Annotated in this window: 21 protein-coding genes and 1 pseudogene; 9 read left to right on the plus strand and 13 right to left on the minus strand. The window is 68.7% G+C overall.

The features are described from left to right. Positions 1-153: 153 nt before the first annotated feature. Complete coding sequence (locus ACX25U_RS40295) at positions 154-1,401, minus strand: IS256 family transposase (protein WP_454382163.1); 1,248 nt, start codon at positions 1,399-1,401, stop codon at positions 154-156. 474 nt (positions 1,402-1,875) lie between these two features. Here ACX25U_RS40295 and ACX25U_RS40300 point away from each other — a divergent pair, with 474 nt between their 5' ends. Continuing rightward, entirely contained in the window at positions 1,876-2,433 is a 558-nt protein-coding gene (locus ACX25U_RS40300) for a pyridoxamine 5'-phosphate oxidase family protein (protein ID WP_454387490.1), read from the plus strand. Between the two features lie 173 nt (positions 2,434-2,606). Here the strand turns inward: ACX25U_RS40300 and ACX25U_RS40305 are convergent, their stop codons facing one another. From ACX25U_RS40305 to ACX25U_RS40315, 3 genes are all read right to left on the minus strand, one after another. Beyond that, positions 2,607-3,050 (minus strand): VOC family protein, encoded by a 444-nt coding sequence (locus ACX25U_RS40305; protein ID WP_454387492.1) that lies wholly within the window; start codon positions 3,048-3,050, stop codon positions 2,607-2,609. 68 nt (positions 3,051-3,118) lie between these two features. Next, entirely contained in the window at positions 3,119-3,589 is a 471-nt protein-coding gene (locus ACX25U_RS40310) for a helix-turn-helix transcriptional regulator (RefSeq protein ID WP_454387494.1), read from the minus strand. 343 nt (positions 3,590-3,932) lie between these two features. Next, positions 3,933-4,484, minus strand: coding sequence for a hypothetical protein (locus ACX25U_RS40315; protein ID WP_454387496.1), 552 nt, complete (start codon positions 4,482-4,484; stop codon positions 3,933-3,935). A 57-nt stretch (positions 4,485-4,541) separates the two neighbouring features. Between ACX25U_RS40315 and ACX25U_RS40320 the strand changes: the two genes are divergently transcribed. After that, positions 4,542-4,928, plus strand: a complete 387-nt coding sequence (locus ACX25U_RS40320; protein ID WP_454387498.1) for a hypothetical protein — start codon at positions 4,542-4,544, stop codon at positions 4,926-4,928. Between the two features lie 125 nt (positions 4,929-5,053). Here ACX25U_RS40320 and ACX25U_RS40325 read toward each other — a convergent pair whose 3' ends face one another. After that, complete coding sequence (locus ACX25U_RS40325) at positions 5,054-5,887, minus strand: PIG-L family deacetylase (RefSeq protein ID WP_454387500.1); 834 nt, start codon at positions 5,885-5,887, stop codon at positions 5,054-5,056. Positions 5,888-6,474: 587 nt separating this feature from the next. On the opposite strand from ACX25U_RS40325, the gene ACX25U_RS40330 reads away from it, so the two are divergent. Next, positions 6,475-7,041, plus strand: a complete 567-nt coding sequence (locus ACX25U_RS40330) for a dihydrofolate reductase family protein (protein WP_454387502.1) — start codon at positions 6,475-6,477, stop codon at positions 7,039-7,041. 167 nt (positions 7,042-7,208) lie between these two features. On the opposite strand, the gene ACX25U_RS40335 is transcribed toward ACX25U_RS40330, so the two are convergent. Both ACX25U_RS40335 and ACX25U_RS40340 read right to left on the minus strand, forming a co-directional pair. Beyond that, the gene (locus tag ACX25U_RS40335; protein ID WP_454387504.1) at positions 7,209-7,340 is read right to left on the minus strand and encodes a hypothetical protein; all 132 of its coding nucleotides are present in this window, start codon (positions 7,338-7,340) and stop codon (positions 7,209-7,211) included. Between the two features lie 13 nt (positions 7,341-7,353). Then, on the minus strand, positions 7,354-8,010 hold the full coding sequence (locus ACX25U_RS40340; RefSeq protein WP_454387506.1) for a class I SAM-dependent methyltransferase: 657 nt from the start codon (positions 8,008-8,010) through the stop codon (positions 7,354-7,356). A 1,403-nt stretch (positions 8,011-9,413) separates the two neighbouring features. On the opposite strand from ACX25U_RS40340, the gene ACX25U_RS40345 reads away from it, so the two are divergent. The 3 genes from ACX25U_RS40345 to ACX25U_RS40355 all read left to right on the plus strand — a co-directional run bounded on the left by ACX25U_RS40345 (position 9,414) and on the right by ACX25U_RS40355 (position 10,608). Next, the gene (locus ACX25U_RS40345; RefSeq protein ID WP_454387508.1) at positions 9,414-9,836 is read left to right on the plus strand and encodes a hypothetical protein; all 423 of its coding nucleotides are present in this window, start codon (positions 9,414-9,416) and stop codon (positions 9,834-9,836) included. Next, entirely contained in the window at positions 9,833-10,174 is a 342-nt protein-coding gene (locus ACX25U_RS40350) for a winged helix-turn-helix domain-containing protein (protein ID WP_454387510.1), read from the plus strand. Before ACX25U_RS40345 ends, ACX25U_RS40350 begins: the two co-directional genes overlap by 4 nt. 275 nt (positions 10,175-10,449) lie before the next feature. Beyond that, positions 10,450-10,608, plus strand: coding sequence for a hypothetical protein (locus ACX25U_RS40355; protein WP_454387512.1), 159 nt, complete (start codon positions 10,450-10,452; stop codon positions 10,606-10,608). 32 nt (positions 10,609-10,640) lie between these two features. On the opposite strand, the gene ACX25U_RS40360 is transcribed toward ACX25U_RS40355, so the two are convergent. Continuing rightward, complete coding sequence (locus ACX25U_RS40360; protein ID WP_454387514.1) at positions 10,641-11,807, minus strand: IS630 family transposase; 1,167 nt, start codon at positions 11,805-11,807, stop codon at positions 10,641-10,643. An 87-nt stretch (positions 11,808-11,894) separates the two neighbouring features. On the opposite strand from ACX25U_RS40360, the gene ACX25U_RS40365 reads away from it, so the two are divergent. Continuing rightward, entirely contained in the window at positions 11,895-12,221 is a 327-nt protein-coding gene (locus tag ACX25U_RS40365; RefSeq protein WP_454387516.1) for a hypothetical protein, read from the plus strand. A gap of 225 nt (positions 12,222-12,446) precedes the next feature. Here ACX25U_RS40365 and ACX25U_RS40370 read toward each other — a convergent pair. Next, positions 12,447-13,844: pseudogene (locus ACX25U_RS40370) on the minus strand (IS1380 family transposase). Positions 13,845-14,070: 226 nt separating this feature from the next. Here ACX25U_RS40370 and ACX25U_RS40375 point away from each other — a divergent pair. Continuing rightward, positions 14,071-14,913: an IS5 family transposase gene (locus ACX25U_RS40375; protein WP_454387518.1), complete on the plus strand. Its 843-nt coding sequence runs from the start codon at positions 14,071-14,073 to the stop codon at positions 14,911-14,913. 251 nt (positions 14,914-15,164) lie between these two features. Here ACX25U_RS40375 and ACX25U_RS40380 read toward each other — a convergent pair whose 3' ends face one another. Beyond that, positions 15,165-15,539, minus strand: a complete 375-nt coding sequence (locus ACX25U_RS40380; protein ID WP_454387520.1) for a PIN domain-containing protein — start codon at positions 15,537-15,539, stop codon at positions 15,165-15,167. Continuing rightward, positions 15,536-15,790, minus strand: a complete 255-nt coding sequence (locus ACX25U_RS40385) for a hypothetical protein (protein WP_454387522.1) — start codon at positions 15,788-15,790, stop codon at positions 15,536-15,538. Before ACX25U_RS40385 ends, ACX25U_RS40380 begins: the two co-directional genes overlap by 4 nt. Before the next feature lie 229 nt (positions 15,791-16,019). Here ACX25U_RS40385 and ACX25U_RS40390 point away from each other — a divergent pair, with 229 nt between their 5' ends. Next, on the plus strand, positions 16,020-16,382 hold the full coding sequence (locus ACX25U_RS40390; protein ID WP_454387524.1) for a hypothetical protein: 363 nt from the start codon (positions 16,020-16,022) through the stop codon (positions 16,380-16,382). A 300-nt stretch (positions 16,383-16,682) separates the two neighbouring features. On the opposite strand, the gene ACX25U_RS40395 is transcribed toward ACX25U_RS40390, so the two are convergent. Both ACX25U_RS40395 and ACX25U_RS40400 read right to left on the minus strand, forming a co-directional pair. Next, complete coding sequence (locus tag ACX25U_RS40395; protein WP_454387526.1) at positions 16,683-17,243, minus strand: transposase; 561 nt, start codon at positions 17,241-17,243, stop codon at positions 16,683-16,685. Next, positions 17,240-17,815, minus strand: a complete 576-nt coding sequence (locus ACX25U_RS40400) for a helix-turn-helix domain-containing protein (protein ID WP_454387528.1) — start codon at positions 17,813-17,815, stop codon at positions 17,240-17,242. Before ACX25U_RS40400 ends, ACX25U_RS40395 begins: the two co-directional genes overlap by 4 nt. Positions 17,816-18,009 lie beyond the last annotated feature (194 nt).

Raw genomic sequence — 18,009 nt, forward strand, 5'->3', positions numbered from 1 at the left:
GAGTTCCCCCGATACCGCAGCCATCTATCGTCTGGTTGGGGTCTTTGCCCCCTCGTTGTCAGCGACCTGCTGGCCGTCGACCTTGATCACGCAGGATGTCGGCTGCAGCGTTCCATCAGGAGTAATTGTCAAGACTTGTGGGTGAGTTGAGGTTCAGGCGGCTTCGAGGTTCTCGACGAGGTGGCCGTTTTCGAAGCGGGCGCCGGAGCGGACGAGGGCGACGAGGTGGGGTGCGGTGACCGCCCGCCAGCGGGCCTGGGCGGCCTCGGCGAGCTTGAACACCATCGCCAGGGCGGCGGCCGGGCTGCCCGCTCCTCGGGTGACCTTCGTCCGCAGCCTGATCGTGGAGAACGTCGACTCGATGGGGTTCGTGGTCCGCAGATGGATCCAGTGCTCGGCGGGGAAGTCGTAGAACGCCAGGAGCTCGTCCAGGTCGTCGGTGACCTTCTTCACGGCCTTGGGCCACTTCGCCCCATAGGTCTTCTCGAACGCGCGGGCCGCCTTCTCGGCGTGGGTGCGGTCCTCGGCGTTGTATATCTCCTGCAGGGCCTTCTTCGCTCCGGGCTGCGCGGACTTCGGCAGCGTGTTCATGACATTACGGGTCTTGTGGACCCAGCACCTTTGGTGCCTGGCCTGCGGGAACACCTCCGCCAGGGCCCGCCACAGGCCCATGGCGCCGTCGCCCACGACGAGGGCCGGATCGCGCATGCCCCGGCGGCGGCAGTCCCGCAGCAGGTCGGCCCACGACTCCGTCGACTCCCGCAGCCCCTCGGCCAGCGCGATCAGCTCCTTGGTGCCGTCCAGCCGCACGCCCATCAGGACCAGGACACAGGAGTGGGCCTGGCCGAGGCGGACCTTGGGGTGGACGCCGTCGGCCCACACGTAGACGTAGTCAGTGCCGGACAGGTCCCGGTTCTGGAAGGCCGTGTGGTCGTCCTGCCACTGCTTCGTGAGCCGGTTCACGGTGGCCGCCGACAGGCCGGCCGCGGAGCCGAGGAACTGCTCAAGGGCGGGCACGAAGTCCCCGCTGGACAGCCCGTGCAGGTAGAGCAGCGGCAGGACCTCGCTGATCTTCGGGGACTTGCGGCACCAGGGCGGGAGGATTTTCGAGGAGAACCGCTGCCGTTCGCCGGTCGCTTCGTCGACGCGGCGGTCGTTCACTCGCGGGGCGCGGACCTCGACCGGGCCGGCGGCCGTGGTCACGGTGCGGGGGCGGTGGTGGCCGTTGCGCACCACCAAGCGCCGCCCGCGTTCGTCCCGCTCGGCAGCCAACTCGGCTATGTACTGGTCGACTTCTGCCTCCAGCGCGGCGGCGAGCATCCGGCGGGCGCCTTCCCGCACGATCTCGTCGATCAGCGAACCGGTAGCGGTGGAGCCGTCTTCGTTGACTACGCTGAGCACGGGCGTGCCTTCCCGACCCGCGCTGCGAACGCGGGCCTGACTTGGTGACCGATACAGGATCATTCGGGAAGGTACGCCCTTCGCGTGCCGTCCCGAAGACCGATCCACAAGTCATGAGCATTGCTCTTCCATCAGCGGCCCGGACCGAGCCGGGGACGATCGACACCAGGTACCCCACCTTCTGCTCGCCCTCGGTCAGTTCGACTGTCTCCGTCTTCGTCCACGGAAGGGTCTGCTCCCCGAAACCGTTGCTTGCCGCGTGGTACATGATCTGGGTGGTGCCCTCGCCGGCGACCTGCAGCGTTGCTCCATGGCATGCCCGGCAACATCTGGCCTGGTGAGCTGTGTGACGCGCTGACCTGCTGCGGTCGGCGTCCTGGCCGTCGTGGTCGGGCGTGCAGATGGACACAAACGAGTGGGGCGATGGTTTCGGTGCGGGTAGTCGGTCGTTATGGGGAAGGAAGGAGATCTGCCATGCCGGCACAGGGACCCGCAAAGCAGCCCACGAGCCAGCTCGACGCCCGCTACAGCTCCGCGCTCCATCCCCGCCCGGGTGCCGCGGACGTCACCGCCACCGCGTGGGCCGAGGCCCGGCGGCGGCTGGAGGCCGCCGAGATCTTCTGGGTGTCCACGGTGCGGCCCGACGGCCGGCCGCACGTCACTCCCGTGATCGCCGCCTGGCACGACGGGGTGCTGTACTTCTCCACCGGCGCCGGGGAGCAGAAGGCGAGGAACCTCGCTCATGACGGGCACTGCGCGCTGACCACCGGCAGGAACTCGCTCACCGAGGGGCTCGACCTCGTGGTCGAGGGCATGGCGGAGCCGGTTGCCGATCCGGCGGTGCTGGAAGAGGTGATCGCGGCGTACGAGGCGAAGTACGGGCCGCACATCACCTCGCCGGAGGGCACCTTCCATGGGATCGGGGACGCGTTCCGGACGGGGGACGCGGTGGTGTTCGCGGTGGCCCCGGCCACCGCGTACGGCTTCGGCCGGGGTGACGGGGTCTACACCCATACACGGTGGACGTTCTGAACAACAAGGCCCCCACGGGGCTGTGGGTGGGCATTTCGCGAGGCTGAACGGGCGGGCACAGCCGGACCAGCCGGACCGCGGCCGCCGGCACAACGGTCACCGGGTTCCGGGACAGCCATTACCGGCGACAAGCCGCACTCCGGGCATGAAGATCACGGTCTACGGCTTATGTATCAGCAGCTCCAGTCCTTGTCGAGATCGAGCTGCTCGCGGCGCTGGGTGAAGGAAAACCAATTGCCGGAATCATCGCGGAAGATGGCCTCGATGCCGTACGGCCGCTCCTGCGGTTCCTGCAGGAACTCCACACCGCGCGCCTTCATCGCCTGATAGTCGGCATGGATGTCGTCGGTGGCGAATACGCCCGCGCCCAGTACGCCCTTGGCGATCAGCTTCTTCAGCTCCTCGGCGGACTCCGGATCGAGCGCGGGCGGGCCTGGGACCATCAGTGTGAGCTCGAGATCCGGCTGGTCCTTGGCGCCGACGGTGAGCCAGCGCATCCCGGCCTCGCCCATCGTCATGTCGGTACAAACCTCCAGTCCCAGCTTCTCGGTGTAGAACGCCCTGGCCCGCTCGTGGTCGAGAACCCAGACGTTGGCGATGGACAAACCCTTGATCACAACTGACTCCCGCGCTCGTGCGGGGCGCCGCTCGCCACGCGCTGCAGCCCACCGTAGTTACCGCTGCCTCACCGGGCTTCTCCAGAATTGCGCTCTTCGGTGCTGTGCTCCAGCAGTCCCTTGAAACTTCCGTGCCAGAGCAGCGCATAGCACCCCGGGATCAGCGCCGCCCCCTGCCCGACATGCCGGGCACGGTACTCACTCGGCGTGAGGCCGGTGTGCTTTTTGAAGCTCGAGGAGAAGGAGCCCAGGCTGGTGAAGCCCACCAGTGTGCAGATCTCGGTGACCGACAGGTCGGCGGTGCGCAGCAGGTCCTCCGCGCGCTCGATACGGCGGCGGCTCAGATACTGCCCGGGTGTCTGCCCGTACACAGCCCGGAAGACGCGGACGAAGTGGTAACGCGAGTACCCGGCATGCGCGGCGACCGCGTCCAGGTCGATGGGCTCGGCCCAATCACGGTCCATGACGTCCTTGGCCAGGCGTAGCTGCCGCAACTGCGAGAGCTGGGCGCCGCGCGTCGAGGCCGGGGTGGTACTCATCTGGCGATGGTGACACACCCACCCCGACGCCCCGCCCCGGACAGGCTGATCCGCGCTTCGGCCACCGGCACGGCTTCATCGACCATTCACGGTGTTCGTCGTCCGACCCTTGCACGATCCGGTCACCGGCCCGACTGATCCACCCGACGACGTCACCACCAGGCCCGAGCCCGGGCCGGCCATCGCCGCTGACGAGTCGCGAATCAAACACAGAGATCACAATCTGCAGCTGAAGTATTTCCCTTCAGCTGCAGATCGTGATCAGGCCCGCGCTTGGGGCGCAGGCTCGAAGTCAGCAGCCGGCGCAGGCCCGCCCAGAATGCGTAGGGCCCGCAACCGAACATTACCCGGGGCCTTCGGGAGGTACTTCGGCCGGCAGGCCGTCGCCCGGCCAGAGGGTGCAGCCCGCTTCCGCCCACTCCAGGTGCCTGCCGATCTCGACCAGCACCTTCATGCGGTCGGTCGGCCCGTAGGCCTGATACCGCCCGGTCGCCGGGTCGTAGGCCCGCACCTGGCTGTGCGGGCCGCAGCACACCAGAGCGCGGGCCAGGTCCGGCAGTCCCAGGCTCAGCGCGTCGCAGCCTCCGTCGCGGACAAGTTGAAGCAGGTCACCGGTGACCTGCTCCCAGTCGCCGACCTCCGGCCAGCCCGCCTCGCCGCCCAGTTCGTGGGTGAGCGTGGACAGCGGCACGATCTCGCCCGGCAGCCGGCCGCGGGTGAGGCGGTCGTAGATGCGCGCGCCGTCGGGCTGCCGTACGCGCGGGTGCAGCAGGGAGGCCGCGGCCACGAGCGAGGTGTTGATCTCCTGGGCGGCGGCCGGGTAGTACGGCTCGTGGGCGAACAGCAGATACACCTCGCCGGTCCGCTGCTCGGGCTCGTCCTGCAGGTGGGGCATGGGAGTTTCCTCCTTCGTCGACGACATGGGTGTCGTGCACCGGGCTGCGGACCGGAAGTGTCGGCGGCCCTGCGCAGGCGCGATGATCTGGCGGGTCTGAAGGGCGAGTTGCAGCATCAGCCGCTTGCGGGCGACGAGCGCGCCGGCGGCCGAGCGGGTGTCGCGGCGGATGGGCAAGTCGGCTGTGTCGAACAGCTGGTGGTGGCCGACCTCGACGGCGCGCCGCAGCTCACAGGCGTCGCTGCCGCCGGCAGCGTGGACGAGGCCCGCGTGCAGGGCGGCGAAGCGCTGCAGACAATGGCAGGCGGCGTGGGCCTCAACGATCCGGACGTGTCCGCGGACGCGGGCATCGAGCGGGTCGGACAGATGTTCCACGAGCAGCGGGGCCACAGCGGCCGCCGGCACCGCGGCGCGACAGCGCAGGCAGGCGGCGCACCGCTGTGAGGATGCGCCGCCCGGCCGGGGCGGCGCCTAGCGCGTCCGACTCGCCTAGTGACTCCGGGTGTGTGACGCGCTCGATCGCGCCGTGCGGCCGATGGGCTTTCCCGGGCCCCAGTCGGACGGGCGGATCAGCGCAGTCCGGCGAAGAGATCGTTCTCGGGTACGGCCGCGCCGGTGGCGTCCTGGACACGTACGAAGGTCTCCGTGCCCATCAACTCGCCGAACCTCTTCTTGCCCATCTTGAGGAAGAAGATGTTCTCGCCCTGACTGGCGTGCGCGGCCAGCGCGTCGAACTTCTGACCGCTGAATGCGGTGGTGTCCACCCACGTGGTGATCTCATCGTCGGGGAGGCCGATCTCGGCCATCGCGGCGGCCTCGGCAGGATCCAGCTCCGGCACGTCCTCATGAAAATCGCGCATGACCTCACCGAACTGCTGCATCATCGAGCGGGGCATCGTCGTCCAGTACACCTTCGGTGTCAGCGCGGTCATCTCCAGCGCCGCCATCGTGATGCGGTGGGCCTGGATGTGGTCGGGGTGGCCGTAGAAACCATTTTCGTCGTAAGTGACGACCACATCGGGTCGGTAGTGCCGCATGAGTTCCGCGAGTCGGGCGGCGCCTTCCTCCACGGGGGTCTGCCAGAAGGATCCGGGGGCGTCGTTGCTCGGCCAGCCCGTCATCCCGGAGTCGGCATAGTCCAGCATCTCCAGATCGCTGACCTTCAGGACGTCACAGCTCGCCTTGAGTTCTTGACGGCGCATCAAGGCGACGGCCGCCGGATCGTGCCCGGGATCGCCCGGCTTGACACCCCCCGGTCCGTCACCGCAACCGCCGTCGGTACACGTCACGAGAACCGTGCGGATGCCTTCCGCCGCGTACCGCGCGAGGATCCCTCCGGTACCGGTGGCCTCGTCGTCGGGATGAGCGTGCACTGCCATGAGCGTCAAGGGCCGGTCAGTCATGAAACAGTCCTCCTGCAGAAATACGTCTTGGTTCGAGTGCGCGGCGGACGTACCGCGATCCCGGAGCCCGGATCCTGACGGGGCGGACGACCTTGTGGTCCCCGTGTTCCCCGCCCGTGCGGCGCCGGTCCCTCGGCCGATGCAACAGCGGCGGCCGGACCGGCTGTTCCCGCCGCGGCCGCTTGACCTTCCAGGCGTCGGCGTTTCAATTCGAACGAGGTACGGGCACGACCTGCACGTCTTAGCGCTACGTCGGATCCGACTTCCATCCGGCATCAGCCATGCGATTCCGACACGAAAGGTGAGCCCCTACAGCCATGTGGGGTCTCGCCGCTCGTGGCATGTCGATCTTGCGTGACCTGGGCGTTCTTGGCTGTCTCACGGCCTTTTCATCCATGATCAGTCTCAAATCCGTGGCATTTCCTCGCGAGGGCGAGGTCGAGATCAGGCGGCTTGCCCGTGTCGGCCGAGTACACCACGCTGAACCCCGAGCACGAGGGCTACCGGCGAGCCCGGATCGCGCACCGATGAGTTTCCCGCGCCGCGCTGGTCTATACGCCGGACACCCACGGACGGAAGGCTGGGCCATGCGGAAACTGATCTACGGCATGAACCTGACCCTGGACGGCTACATCGCCGCGGCCGGCGACGACATCGGCTGGAGCGGACCGCCGAGCGACGAGCTGTTCCAGTGGTGGCTCGACCACGAGCAGGCGAGTGGCCTGTCGCTGTACGGGCGCAAGCTGTGGGAGACGATGAGCTCCTACTGGCCGACCGGCGACCGGCAGCCCAACGCCACCCCGGCGGAGATCGAGTTCGCGCGGAACTGGCGGGACACGCCGAAGGTGGTGTTCTCCTCGACGATCGACAAGGTCGACTGGAACACCCGCCTGGTCACCGGCGACGCGATCGCCGAGATCACCCGGCTCAAGGCCGAGGACGGCGGCCCAATGAACATCGGCGGCGCAACGCTCGCCGGGGCGGCCATGCGCGCCGGGCTGATCGACGAGTACGCGATCGCCGCCCATCCGGTCCTGGTGGGCGGCGGCACGCCGTTCTTCACCGCGCTGGACAACTGGGTGAACGTGAACCTGGTGGAGACGCGGACGTTTCCCGGCGGCGTGGTCCTGACCAGGTACGAGACGAGGCACTGAGCAGCTTCCCGCTGCCTCACGGCTTGGATGGGTGTTTCCTCTCACCGTCGTGTCATTTCCTCGGCAGGGATCTTGTTGATCGCGATGACCACTCGTTTGGGGGTGTGACCCAGATACGCGTCAAAGGGGCAACGAGTTGATCTTGAAGACCTGGCGGGCGTCCGGTCTCACGCGGTGCTGTCGGCTTCCTCGGCGAGGATGCGGTAGACGGTGGCGACCGAGGGGTGTTCGCCCTTGTTCTTGCCCGAGGTGATGACAAGCTTCTGCGCGATCTGGGGTGCCGGTAAGAACGCTGTCACCGATCCTGCTGGCTTATTGTGCGGTGGCCTCGACGGTGTCCTCCGACTTGCGGGCGAGCAAGTGGGCGTCGAGGAAGCCCCGCTCAGAGGCCGGGTCGTGGAGCAACCGGGCGAACGTGACGAGCCCGGCCCCGGCCAGCAGCTCGGCGAACCGGTCCGCCGGCCAGCTATAGGCGGGCGTCACCTTGTGGTCGAAGCGGACCGGCTCGGGCCCGTCGGTCGCGAAGAACGAGACCAGGAGCAGGCCCCCTGGTGCCAGGCCACGCGCCTGCTCGGCGAGCAGCGCGGGTAGTTCCCCAGGAGGAGTGTGGATCATCGAGTAGTGGGCCAGCACGCCGCCGAGCGCGCCGTCCTCGACTGGCAGGGCCTCCATCCGCGCCTCGTCGAACTGCAGCGCCGGATGGGCCCGCCGGGCGTGGTCGACCATGGCTGGGGAGAGGTCGAGCCCGAAGGCATCCAGCCCCAGCTCATGCAGCATGGCCGTCAGATGTCCGGGCCCGCACCCGACGTCGGCCGCCCGCGGGTTCCCCGTCCCGCGCACCAGCTCGGCAAAGATGCCGATCATGTTCCGCGAGAACGGCTGCGTCTCCAGTCGATCAGCGAACATCGACGCATACAGCTCGACGACCCCGTCGTAGGCCGCCCTGGTCTCGTCCTGGTGCCCCACCATGGAAAGGAAGTTAACACCCGCCGTTCGCAGCTGTTCTCCCGCCTTGTGCCGAATCCCGCGTCCGTCGCCGCGGGCGCTCTCGCTACCAGGACAAGACCACCACCCGGCTCCGCAACGAGGCCGGTGGGACCCGGAGCCGATACCCCGCCTTGGTCGACCTCGCCCGCAGCCTGCGTGACTTGATCACCTTGCGCATGGTCCTCCAAGACACGGACCCTGACCAGCGGGCTGATCTCCTCAGTGTCCACCGTGCCTGGCGCGCCGATCCCACCAGCCGACCGCGCCGCATCCCGCCGCAGCGCACACGCCGATCGTCGACCAGCTCACGAGGCTGACCCCGACTTACGGCTCGTCGGGATCGTCCTCCTGCAGTCCCGGGGCGCGTAGCTCGCACGTTCCCGGGGCTGCAGGCTGGGCGAAGGCGTAGCGGCCGAGGTTGATGTGGTCGAACTGGAGCGGGGACAGCCGGGCCCTCTGCGACAGCGACGAGGCGACACGGCCGCCTCTCTCAACTAACCGTTTGCGAGAGACCCGAACCGGAACCACCGCTACCGTCAATCACGGTTCCGTTGTCCCTACCGACGCCAATTGCATCGGATGCGAATAGGCGACACCCGACCTGGAGGTCACCCCCGAACCGCGGGCGAACGGTCCCACCAGGGACGTTGACCTCGGCATCGCGCGGAACCACGATAGCCGTCGCAGCGGCGCCTTTGCGGGTGCGTCACTCCATCGGGCGATTGACCTGCGAAGACGCCCCAGGTTCGCATCTGATGCGAAATTCTCGCATCAGATGCGATAGACGGAGAGTGATCGTGGGTGGGGACGGTCTCGTGCCGGGATCTGCTCAACTGCACCTGGTGGTCGGCCCTCCCAGGGCAGAACACTTAGTGGTCGGCTCCGGAAGTCCTTCGGGGGTTGTTTTTGGATCTGGTGGCGTGCGTGTCGGCTGGTCAGATGTCGGGCGCGGCAAGGTGGACTGCGCGGGCGCAGTCGAGGTCGTCTCCGGGGCTGCCCGCGAGGACGCCGGTGGGCAGAAGGGAGTCCTCTTAGCGGTCGCTGCTGGCGTGGTAGAGGGTAAAGCCCAACCTGGTGACAGTTTGGCCGTAGCGCAGGCGCATCAGCTTGACGGCCTCGGTCCCCCGGCAGTTCACCGTTGGCGTGGGCGAAGGTTGCGCCGTGGCGGACGCCGTCAGTTGGGGGCAGGCGGTACGGGCGTGCTCGCCGGGTTGCTGCTCAAGTAAAGCGAGGAACGGTGCGGCTGCCCCCGGTGCAGGCGCGCGGTGGCGGCGTGTCAGGTATGTCGAAGAGTGCCCCTGTTCTGCGCGCCGTGCCGCGCTTGCCGCCGACTGGATCACAGCATCTAGTTGCCATTTTGGTAACTAGATGCCAGAGTGGAATGCATGGATGAAGCGATGACACCCGAGGCCGCCCGTGAGGCGCTACGCTGCGCCGCAGGCGCGTCTGAGCGGCTGCGCGTACGCGCGCGCTGGGCCAGCACCAAACTCGTCGTGTTCGGTGTCGGTATCGGCTTGGTCACGGCCGCCGTCGGGCTGATCGAGTCGAAGCTGTTGAAAGCCGTCGTCTTTGCCGCGTGGGGGGTGTTGGCCGTGGTGATGTCGGTGTGGGAGCGGCGCCGCCTGGCCCACCTCTCCGGCACGGGCCGGCGTATCAGCCCCTACTGGGGCGGCAGTTTCGCCCTCTACGGCGTGGCTCTGGCGGTCGGCAGCGACGAGACGATCGGAGACCTGGCTTACTGGCTGCCCGCCGGTGTGATCGTCGCACTTCCCATGCTGATCGGAGCGGTTCGGGAGCGGCGCGCATGAGCCACGGGCACGACAGCGATCGCGGGCAGGGGGCAGCCCTGAGCCACCCGCGCCGCGATCTGGACGACCTGCTGATCCACGCGGTCCGGTTCTCGATCGTTGCCGCGCTTGCCGGCGTCGCGAACGCTGAGTTCGCTGCGGTGCGCGACAGTGTGGAGATCAGCGACGCGATGCTGTCCAAGCAGGTGGCGCTGCTGGAGAAGGCGGGTTACGTCCACGTCGAAAAGGGGCGTGTCGGCCGACGGCCGCGTACGTGGCTGTCACTGTCCGGCGAAGGGAAGGCGACGTACGCGAGGCACGTCGCGGCGCTGCGAGCCATCGCTGATCTCACCGGCTGACGCACGACCGACCAGATCGCAGTTCAGGGTGAGGGATTTCCCAGTGGGTGACGCGGAGCTGTACTGGCCGGCGGGGTGAAGGCTCGGGTGTGCTCGGTAGAGGACAGGGTGGGGGACGGGCGAGCGCAGGGTGGTGCTGAGGTCGGGCTGGGTGTGGTCGGTCTCGGGCCGCAGGGCTTGGAGGGCGTCTGTGGATGCTGCCGCGGCGGCGAGGGCGACGGGCACTACAGCAGCTCCGGCGCGCTCACCCGGGCAGGGCCGAGGGCGTGTTCCTCATGCAGTTCGCGTCGCAGGGCGGCCAGGAGGTCCTCGCCGGGCTCGACGTTGCTGCCGGGGCCAAGCAGGCCCGCCAGGAACAGCAGAAGAAGGCCGCAGCCGAAGCCAAACGGCGGCAGGAGGAACGGGAAGCACAAGAACGCGCCCGCCGCGCCTAAGTAGTCCCGTCCGGAAGTCCTTCGGGGCTTGATCACGTCACCGGGCCGGCGGAGGATTCTTCTGGGTGATCGGTGGTGTGCCGGTCGAGCCTGGCCAGCAGATCGTCCAGGTCGGAGGTGGTGAACTTCCACTGGAACGGCTGTGCCGTGGCGTTGTAGCGGTCTTCGAACGCTCGGAGCCGGTCCCCGATCTCGTCGAGATCGGTGAAGTCGTTGGGCGAGACGACCTTGCGCTGCACGACGGAGAAGTAGATCTCCACCTGGTTCAACCAGGAGGCATGTACCGGGGTGTGGACCATGACGGCGTTGGGGAATGCGGCGGTCAGCCGGTCGGCGGCCTTCTGCCCGCGGTGGGAGGAGCCGTTGTCCACGATCCAGAACACGCGCTTGGCGCTGGCGTACGGCTCGGTGCTCATGACCTGGGCGACCAGGGCCATGAACGGGTCGATGCCGGTTCTCGGCTCGCAGCGGCCGAAGACCTTTGCGCGGTGGACGTCGTAGGCGGCCAGGTAGGCCAGGGCTCCGCCGCGGCCGTAGGTGTGGTTCACCCGCACCGCCCTGGCCTGGCCCGGGGCCAGGGTGGGATGGCAGCGGCAGCGGGCCTGGATGGAGGTCTTCTCGTCGGCGCTGATCACGTATTCGTCCGCGCCGAGGGCCTCGCCGTTCCGGATGCGGGCGTACAGGTCGAGCACGCGTTCGGCCCTGGGCCGGAAGGCGGGGTCGGTGATGAAGATCCAGGACTGGTGCTGCCAGGGTTTGATCGCGTCTTCCTTGAGCCAGCGCCGCACGGTGGAGGCTGAGATCGTGTCGGCAATGGCGCGGGCGGCGACCTCGCAGGCCAGCTCCGGGCAGGACCAGCGTGACAGCGGGGTGCCGCTCTCGGCGGGCAGTTGGCAGGCCAGGGCCTTGACCTGCGCGCTCTGAAGCGGCGTGAAGGTGGCCGGGCGTCCGGAGCGCTTGCGGTCGGACAGGGCCGGCAGTCGGTGCTCGGCGAACCGGCCGCGCCAGGTGCGGACGGTGTCCAGGTGCAGCCCCATCTCGCGAGCGATACGGGCGTTGGGGCGGCCCCGGGCCGCGAGCAGGACGATCTGGGCACGCTGACGGATCCGGTGCTCGGTCTTGTGGCCGTAGGCCATCGTCTTGAGCCGCTTGCGCTCGGAGGCGGTCAGGGCTATCGGGCGGGCAGGGGCAACGGGCAAGGCGGGAACGCCGATCACGAGAAGTGGATCACGACAGGCCGCATCCTGCCGCACCCCGGTCCCCGGCCCTCCGGCAGGATGTCCGCTGTGCCCACGCCCTCGGAACACACCCGGCTTCAGCTCGAGCTGTACCTGAACATGCGCGCCAAGGCCGCCTGGCCGCAGCTGGCCGGCCTGCGGGTCCGCCACCGGGGCCAGTACGTCTACGTGGAAGGCGAACTGGCCGATGGCGGGAACGTCAAGCTGATGCGCCTGCGCTACCACGGCACCGCGAGCCGTTGGGGCTTCGCCCTGTACGACGCGGCCAGCGACCGCTATCTGGACGCCCTCCTGCCCACCGGCAGCGGCAGCGGCACCCCCGAGGACGCTCTCGACACCGCCTGCCACCTCCACCTCACCGGCCTCGGCACTTGACCGCGGGTAAGCGCACAGCAAGCTCCAACGTCAACCCCCGAAGGACTTACGGAGCCGACCACTTAGCCTCGATCCACCGACGTGGTTTCGAAATGATCTCCGAGGGTTTTCGGGGCGGGTCCTTGGGCTGTCGGCTGAGTGCGGGCAGGGTGCATCCGCTGGTCTGCCCAGCTCTTCCACGATTCGGCTCCGGTCGGGCCCTGGCGGGCGGGGTGGTCGGTGACGTCAGGGTGTCTCGGGCGGCGCGTGGACGGTGGTGAACAGTCGTGTCCACGCGTGCTGCCAACGCCAGTTGAGCGGCAGGTGCAGGGTGGTGCGGCGGGCGGAGCGGGCGGTCCTGGCGGGGATGTGGACCAGGTGGGCGCGGAGGGTTGCGGTGGTAACCCTGGCGTGGAAGGCGGAGGCCAGGGCGCCGGCGGCCCGCAGCAGGTTGTGGGCCATCGCCCACAGGGTCAGCCAGGCCGCGTTGGCGTGGAAGTGTCCCGAGGGCAGGTGGGCCAGGGCTCCGGCTTTGCTGTCGGCGATGACCTGTTCGACGACGGCGTGGTGGCGGTGTTCCCGCTCGGCCTGAAGCGTCGGAGCGGGGTTGTCGGTGAAGAAGGGGTGGTAGCGCCAGACGGGGAACAGTTCGCCCTGCTCGCCGGCGGTGGCGGGCCTGGCCAGGTCGCGGACACGGCGCACGATGAGGCGGGCGGTGACCCGTTCGGTCTTCTTGCGGCCGGTGAACGCGGTGTAGGCGGGGATCTCGGCGACCTCGGCGCCTGAGATGAGCTCGCCCGTGTCGGGATCGGGTACGGCGGTGGGGTAGGTGATCTGCTGCCATGCCTGGTCCGGGATGGCCTGGACGGCGCGTTTGACGGAGGGGTTCATGCCGCAGGTGATCGAGAAGCGGGCACCGGCCCGGCGGCAGGCGGCGATCACACCGGCGTTGTAGAACTGCGAGTCCGCGCGCAGGATGCGCAGGCCGGTGCAGCCGGCCCCGGCCGCGGTGGCCAGGGCCTCGCTGACGAATTTCGGGGCGCCCCGGGAGTCGGCTGCCTTGCCGCGGCGCATCCGCACGGTGGCGATCACCGGCCGGGTGGTGGGGGTGCAGAGGGTGGCGAGCAGGGGGTGCAGGGTGCGGATGCCCTTGAACCGGCCTTACTCCGCGCCCTGCTTGGCGCGGCCGTAGACCCGTTTGTGGGTGGAGTCAACGTCGATGAACGCCTTCTCGCCGGCGCCGGGCAGCAGCGGAGTGTGCCGGGTCAGGGCGCCCAGGAACTTCCGGTGCACGGCGTGCAGTTGCAGGGCGTGGCCGTGGGTGAACGCGCACAGGAAGGTGCCGAGCGTGGACGGGGCGCGGATCCCGCCGAACAGAGCCGGCATGGCGCCGTGCCGCAGCAGGTCCAGGTCGTCGATGCTGTCGGCGCCCGCCACCATTTCGGCCACCATGCTGGTGACCTTGGCGTCCGCCGCGGCACCCGCACCGTTCTTCGCCCCGCCCAGCTTCACCTTGTCCGCCGTCAGACGGGCGAGCCCGCACCGCTCGGCCAGCCGCATCACCGGGACCAGCCCGGCATGCGCGACCAGATTCGCGTCATCGAACGCAGCGGACACCGCCGACGCGGCATGGGAAGATTGCATCTCGCGGGTGCTCTCTTGCTCTGTGGATGTGGAACCGTAGGAAGTCCCATCATCCCAGCTCAGAGGGCATCCGCGTCCTCATGTCCAAGCCCCGGACCCGCTATTGCTCGGTGGATCGAGGCTAAGAACTCGCGCAAATAGGCGACGTGGGGAGCCCCGGCAACAAGGCGGGCACAGGTCCCAGTGATCATGGAGTTGCGACGCTCTGTGACCACTGGGGAGACCTGTGCCCGTCCTTCCATCATGGCTGACCGACCCGCTCTGGGACCAATTCGCGGCACTGCTGCCCGAGCGCCCCGCGGTCGATCCGGCCCACCCGCTGGGCTGCCACCGCAGCCGTATCAGCGACCGGATCGTGTTCGACAAGCTGCTCCAGCTCCTGCGGTTCGGCTGCTCCTACCAGGCGATCGCCGACACCACCTGCTCGGCGACCACCATCCGCAACCGCCGCGACGAGTGGATCCGGCTCGGCGTCTTCGCCCGGCTCAAACAGATCGCGCTGGAGTCCTACGACCGGATCGTCGGGCTCGTGCTCGACCACATCGCCATCGACGGCGCCATCACCAAGGCCCCCGGCGGCGGCGAGGCCGCCGGGCGCTCGCCGGTCGACCGCGGCAAACAGGGCCTGAAACGCTCGGGCATGACGGATGGTTATGGGATCCCGCTGGGCAGGGTCCTGGCCGGAGCGAACCGCCACGACTCTCCGCTGCTGGCTCCGGCCCTGGACCTGCTGGCGGACCTGGGGCCGCTGCCCGAGGACATCACCGTGCACCTGGACGCCGGCTACGACTCGGACAAGACCCGCGCCGAACTCGCCACGCGCAGCCTGCACGGCCGCATCGCGCACAAGGGCGAGAAGGCGCCGACCCAGGCGAGCCGGCGGTGGCGCGTCGAGCGCACCCACGCCTGGCAGAACGCCTTCCACCGGCTCGCCCGCTGCTACGAACGCCGCGCCGCGGTCATCGACGCCTTCTTCGACCTCGCCGATACGATCATCACCGCCCGCAGCCTGCTCCGCAGGGCGTGGACGACCCACCGCTGGGACAACCGCCCGAACCGCCGCCCATGAGCACGCGCCTATCTGCGCAGCCTCTAAGTGAAGATCGAAAGAGCCTCGGGGGGATGGTCGCCGCCGCGTGACGGACGGGCCGCTCGTCCTGGGCGCGGACCGTGCCGACGAGATCGGGTGCCGACTCGCCGAAGTGGTGCGGGTGCACAGAGAGCGCGGTGGGCACCGGTGTTTCCAGGGCGCCAGGCGCTGAACCAACGAGGCGGAGCCGGTTCCCGTGGAATCGGCCTCACTCTCGCCGGGTGCGTGACTTATCTGGGGTTCAGCGGAGTGATGCCGGTGCCCGCGTATAGCTCGGGTTCTAGTGACAGGACCGTGAGCGGCTCCCCTGCCTTCATCGCGTGCCAGGCGATCGCAGCCGCGTGAGCCACCGGCCAGTCCACGTTTCTCCAGTCCATTGCATCCACCGCGTGGTCTGCGGTGAACGGAACGTTCTCCGCGAACCGCAGGGATGCCGCGTGCTTGCCCGCGCCCACGACCTGCCGCTCGGCAGCGAGGACGGACAGTGACGGGATGATGACGCGGCCGGTGCCGCGCGAGGCCTCGATGTAGAGACCGGTGAAGAAGGGGTCCGCACGGTACAGGGCAGCCAGGGCGGTGTGGTCCAGGACGGCCGTCAGATTCATGCGGCGGCGCCGCCCTGATGGGCGCGGATCTTCGCCCAGGCATCCAGACCAACCTGCTGAACGTGCTCGGTGTACTCGATGCCGAGCTCATGGGCAGCCTCGATGGCACGCTGCTCCCGCTCGGCTTCCGTGAGCTCGCGGGAAGCGAGCTCTTCCAGCAGCTCGGTGATGGTGGTACCGCGCTCGTCGGCGAGGATACGCAGCCGGTTGCGCACTTCCTCGCTGGTCTTGATGCTCGTCGGCTTACTCATACAGTCAATTCTACCGTTGGTAGAACGGTTGGGGAATGTTGTCGGCCGGACGGCACTCCCCCGGCCAACGACAGCCTGTCGACGACATTGACAACGCGGTTCGATGACATCTGCTCCGCAACCACTCATTGACATCCTCCCTATCCCGCTCGGAAATACGATTCTGGGTTTGGCCTGCAGCTTCTCCGTGTGGGGCAACGGCCTCCACGGCGCCTGGGATGATCCTTCGATGCCGCTGTCGATCGTCACCGCACCGGTCCGGAATCTGATCAGGGTGCCCGCCGCCGTGCTGCGCAGCCGGGTGGCCAAGGACGCGGAGGTGCCGGCGCTGCGGCACGAGAACGCGGTGCTGCGCCGCCGGATCACTCGGGTCCGCCATGAGTGCGCCGACCGGATCTGGCCGACCGTCCTTTCCCGGCCGGTCCCGCGGGAGCGCCGGCGTCAGGTCTTCGCGGTCACGCCGGCCACGTGGCCGGCCCGGCACCGACGCCTGGTCTTTCGGAAGTGGGCATTCACCGAGCGCCGCCGCCCGGGACGGCCCCCGACCGCGCCCACCGTCAAGCCTGCGTTCCGCGTAATTCGTCACGCCTAGAGGCTTGAACAGGCCGGTGACCTGCGAAAACAGGTGGGAGCGCATCGGTGGCGCGTTTCTCTAGGCATAGAGAAACGCGCAGGTCAGCAAAGCGCCAGACCATGCTGGTCGACCGACAATGCCCCCAGCAACCCGCCCTACCAAAGGACCGTAAAACGGCGCAAAACGCCACACGTATGCCGAGCGGAGCCCCGGGCCTCTATCGTGTAGATCGAACTTGGCGGTCGGACTGCCACCTCCGCCGACCGTCTCAGGAAGCCCGCTGACCTGCGTGAACATCAGCACCTAGTGCTGCGTTCCTCAAAGATGGTAAACAAAACGGCGACGCAGTGTGCGGGTCGGTGGTGCGGGGCGTCCCCAGATCCAGGGTCTGGCACGGGAGTTGAGCTGGGTGGTGGCCAGTGTCGTGGACCGGTCGATCTCGGCGGGGTCGGCGAAGGACTGGCCCGCCAGAGCGGTCTTGCGGAAGATCCGCCACCACCCCTCCTGCAGGTTCAGCCAGCAGGTGTCGACCGGGATGAAGGCGTGCCGGATGCGGGGGTGGTCCTCCAACCAGGTCCGGGTGGCCAGGCTGTTGTGGGAGGAGAGGTTGTCGGTGACCACCACGATCTCGCCCGTCGGGTTGGCGTCCTCCACCGTCTGCAGGAACCGCTGGTAGTTGACGCTGTTTCGGGAAGAGACGGTCATCGTGACCTCCCGGCCGTCCGCCGGCCGCAGGGCGCCGTAGACCCAGGTCTTCTCCGGCCCCCGGCCGTAGTCCAGTTCACTCTTGACCCGGTGCCCGTCCGGCGACCAGCCCGGCGCCGGCGGGAAGGCGCGCGGAATCACCGGGCCGAGCTCGTCGGCGCACAGGACCGTCACGCCCTCGGGCGGGCTGGTGTAGAGCGCGACGATCCGCGCCCTTTCCCCGCGAAGTCGGGATCCCTGCTCCGCGCCCAGGACCGGGCACGGCGCCAGCGCACGCCTTCGGCCAGCAGGATCCGGCGCACCTGACTGCGCCGGACCTCGATGCCCTCGGCCCGGGCCGCCTCGGCCAGCGCGTCCAGCGTCCACACCGGCGCCCCGCCCTCGTCGGCGGCCTCCAAGGCGCCGTCGGCCCCGGGGACCGGGCGCCCGGGCGGCGGCTCCCTGACCAGCGCGATGATCCGGGAGCGCTCGGCCTCGGTGATCCGCCGCTTGCGGCCCTGCCCGCCCAGATCGGCCAGACCGTCCAGGCCGGAGGCGTTGAAGCGGTGCAGCCATCGGCGCACCGTCTGCTCATGGCAGCCCAGCTCCCCGGCGATCTCCGGGACCCGCAGCCCCTCCCAGCTCAAGACCACCACCCGACCCCGCTGGATCCAGTCACCCGGGGCATGACGAGCCCCGGCCAGCTTGCGGATCTTCTCCTCCTCGGCCGCATCCGCAGCCGGACGCGCGCGCAGGATCTTCGGCATGCGGCTCGCCTCCAGACTCGAACCAGCATCCCTACCAACCTACGCTCCGAAAGAGGAACGCAGCACTAGAGAAACGCCTCCCAGGTGCTCTCACCCATGTTCGCCCAGGTCACACCCCAGATTCGCGTCTCCAGGCCGCGGAATTACGCGGAACCCAGGCAGATGGGACGCGTGGTGTTGAGTCGGGATCGACG

The organism is Streptomyces sp. JNUCC 63, from assembly GCF_054366325.1.

Coding starts and splice junctions, on each gene's coding strand:
- ACX25U_RS40300 (WP_454387490.1), top strand. CDS start 1,876: ATGCCGGCACAGGGACCCGCAAAGCAGCCCACGAGCCAGCTCGACGCC.
- ACX25U_RS40315 (WP_454387496.1), bottom strand. CDS start 4,484: ATGCCCCACCTGCAGGACGAGCCCGAGCAGCGGACCGGCGAGGTGTAT.
- ACX25U_RS40310 (WP_454387494.1), bottom strand. CDS start 3,589: ATGAGTACCACCCCGGCCTCGACGCGCGGCGCCCAGCTCTCGCAGTTG.
- ACX25U_RS40380 (WP_454387520.1), bottom strand. CDS start 15,539: ATGAATCTGACGGCCGTCCTGGACCACACCGCCCTGGCTGCCCTGTAC.
- ACX25U_RS40390 (WP_454387524.1), top strand. CDS start 16,020: ATGCCGCTGTCGATCGTCACCGCACCGGTCCGGAATCTGATCAGGGTG.
- ACX25U_RS40340 (WP_454387506.1), bottom strand. CDS start 8,010: ATGGTGGGGCACCAGGACGAGACCAGGGCGGCCTACGACGGGGTCGTC.
- ACX25U_RS40350 (WP_454387510.1), top strand. CDS start 9,833: ATGAGCCACGGGCACGACAGCGATCGCGGGCAGGGGGCAGCCCTGAGC.
- ACX25U_RS40385 (WP_454387522.1), bottom strand. CDS start 15,790: ATGAGTAAGCCGACGAGCATCAAGACCAGCGAGGAAGTGCGCAACCGG.
- ACX25U_RS40325 (WP_454387500.1), bottom strand. CDS start 5,887: ATGACTGACCGGCCCTTGACGCTCATGGCAGTGCACGCTCATCCCGAC.
- ACX25U_RS40330 (WP_454387502.1), top strand. CDS start 6,475: ATGCGGAAACTGATCTACGGCATGAACCTGACCCTGGACGGCTACATC.
- ACX25U_RS40400 (WP_454387528.1), bottom strand. CDS start 17,815: ATGCCGAAGATCCTGCGCGCGCGTCCGGCTGCGGATGCGGCCGAGGAG.
- ACX25U_RS40355 (WP_454387512.1), top strand. CDS start 10,450: ATGCAGTTCGCGTCGCAGGGCGGCCAGGAGGTCCTCGCCGGGCTCGAC.
- ACX25U_RS40345 (WP_454387508.1), top strand. CDS start 9,414: ATGGATGAAGCGATGACACCCGAGGCCGCCCGTGAGGCGCTACGCTGC.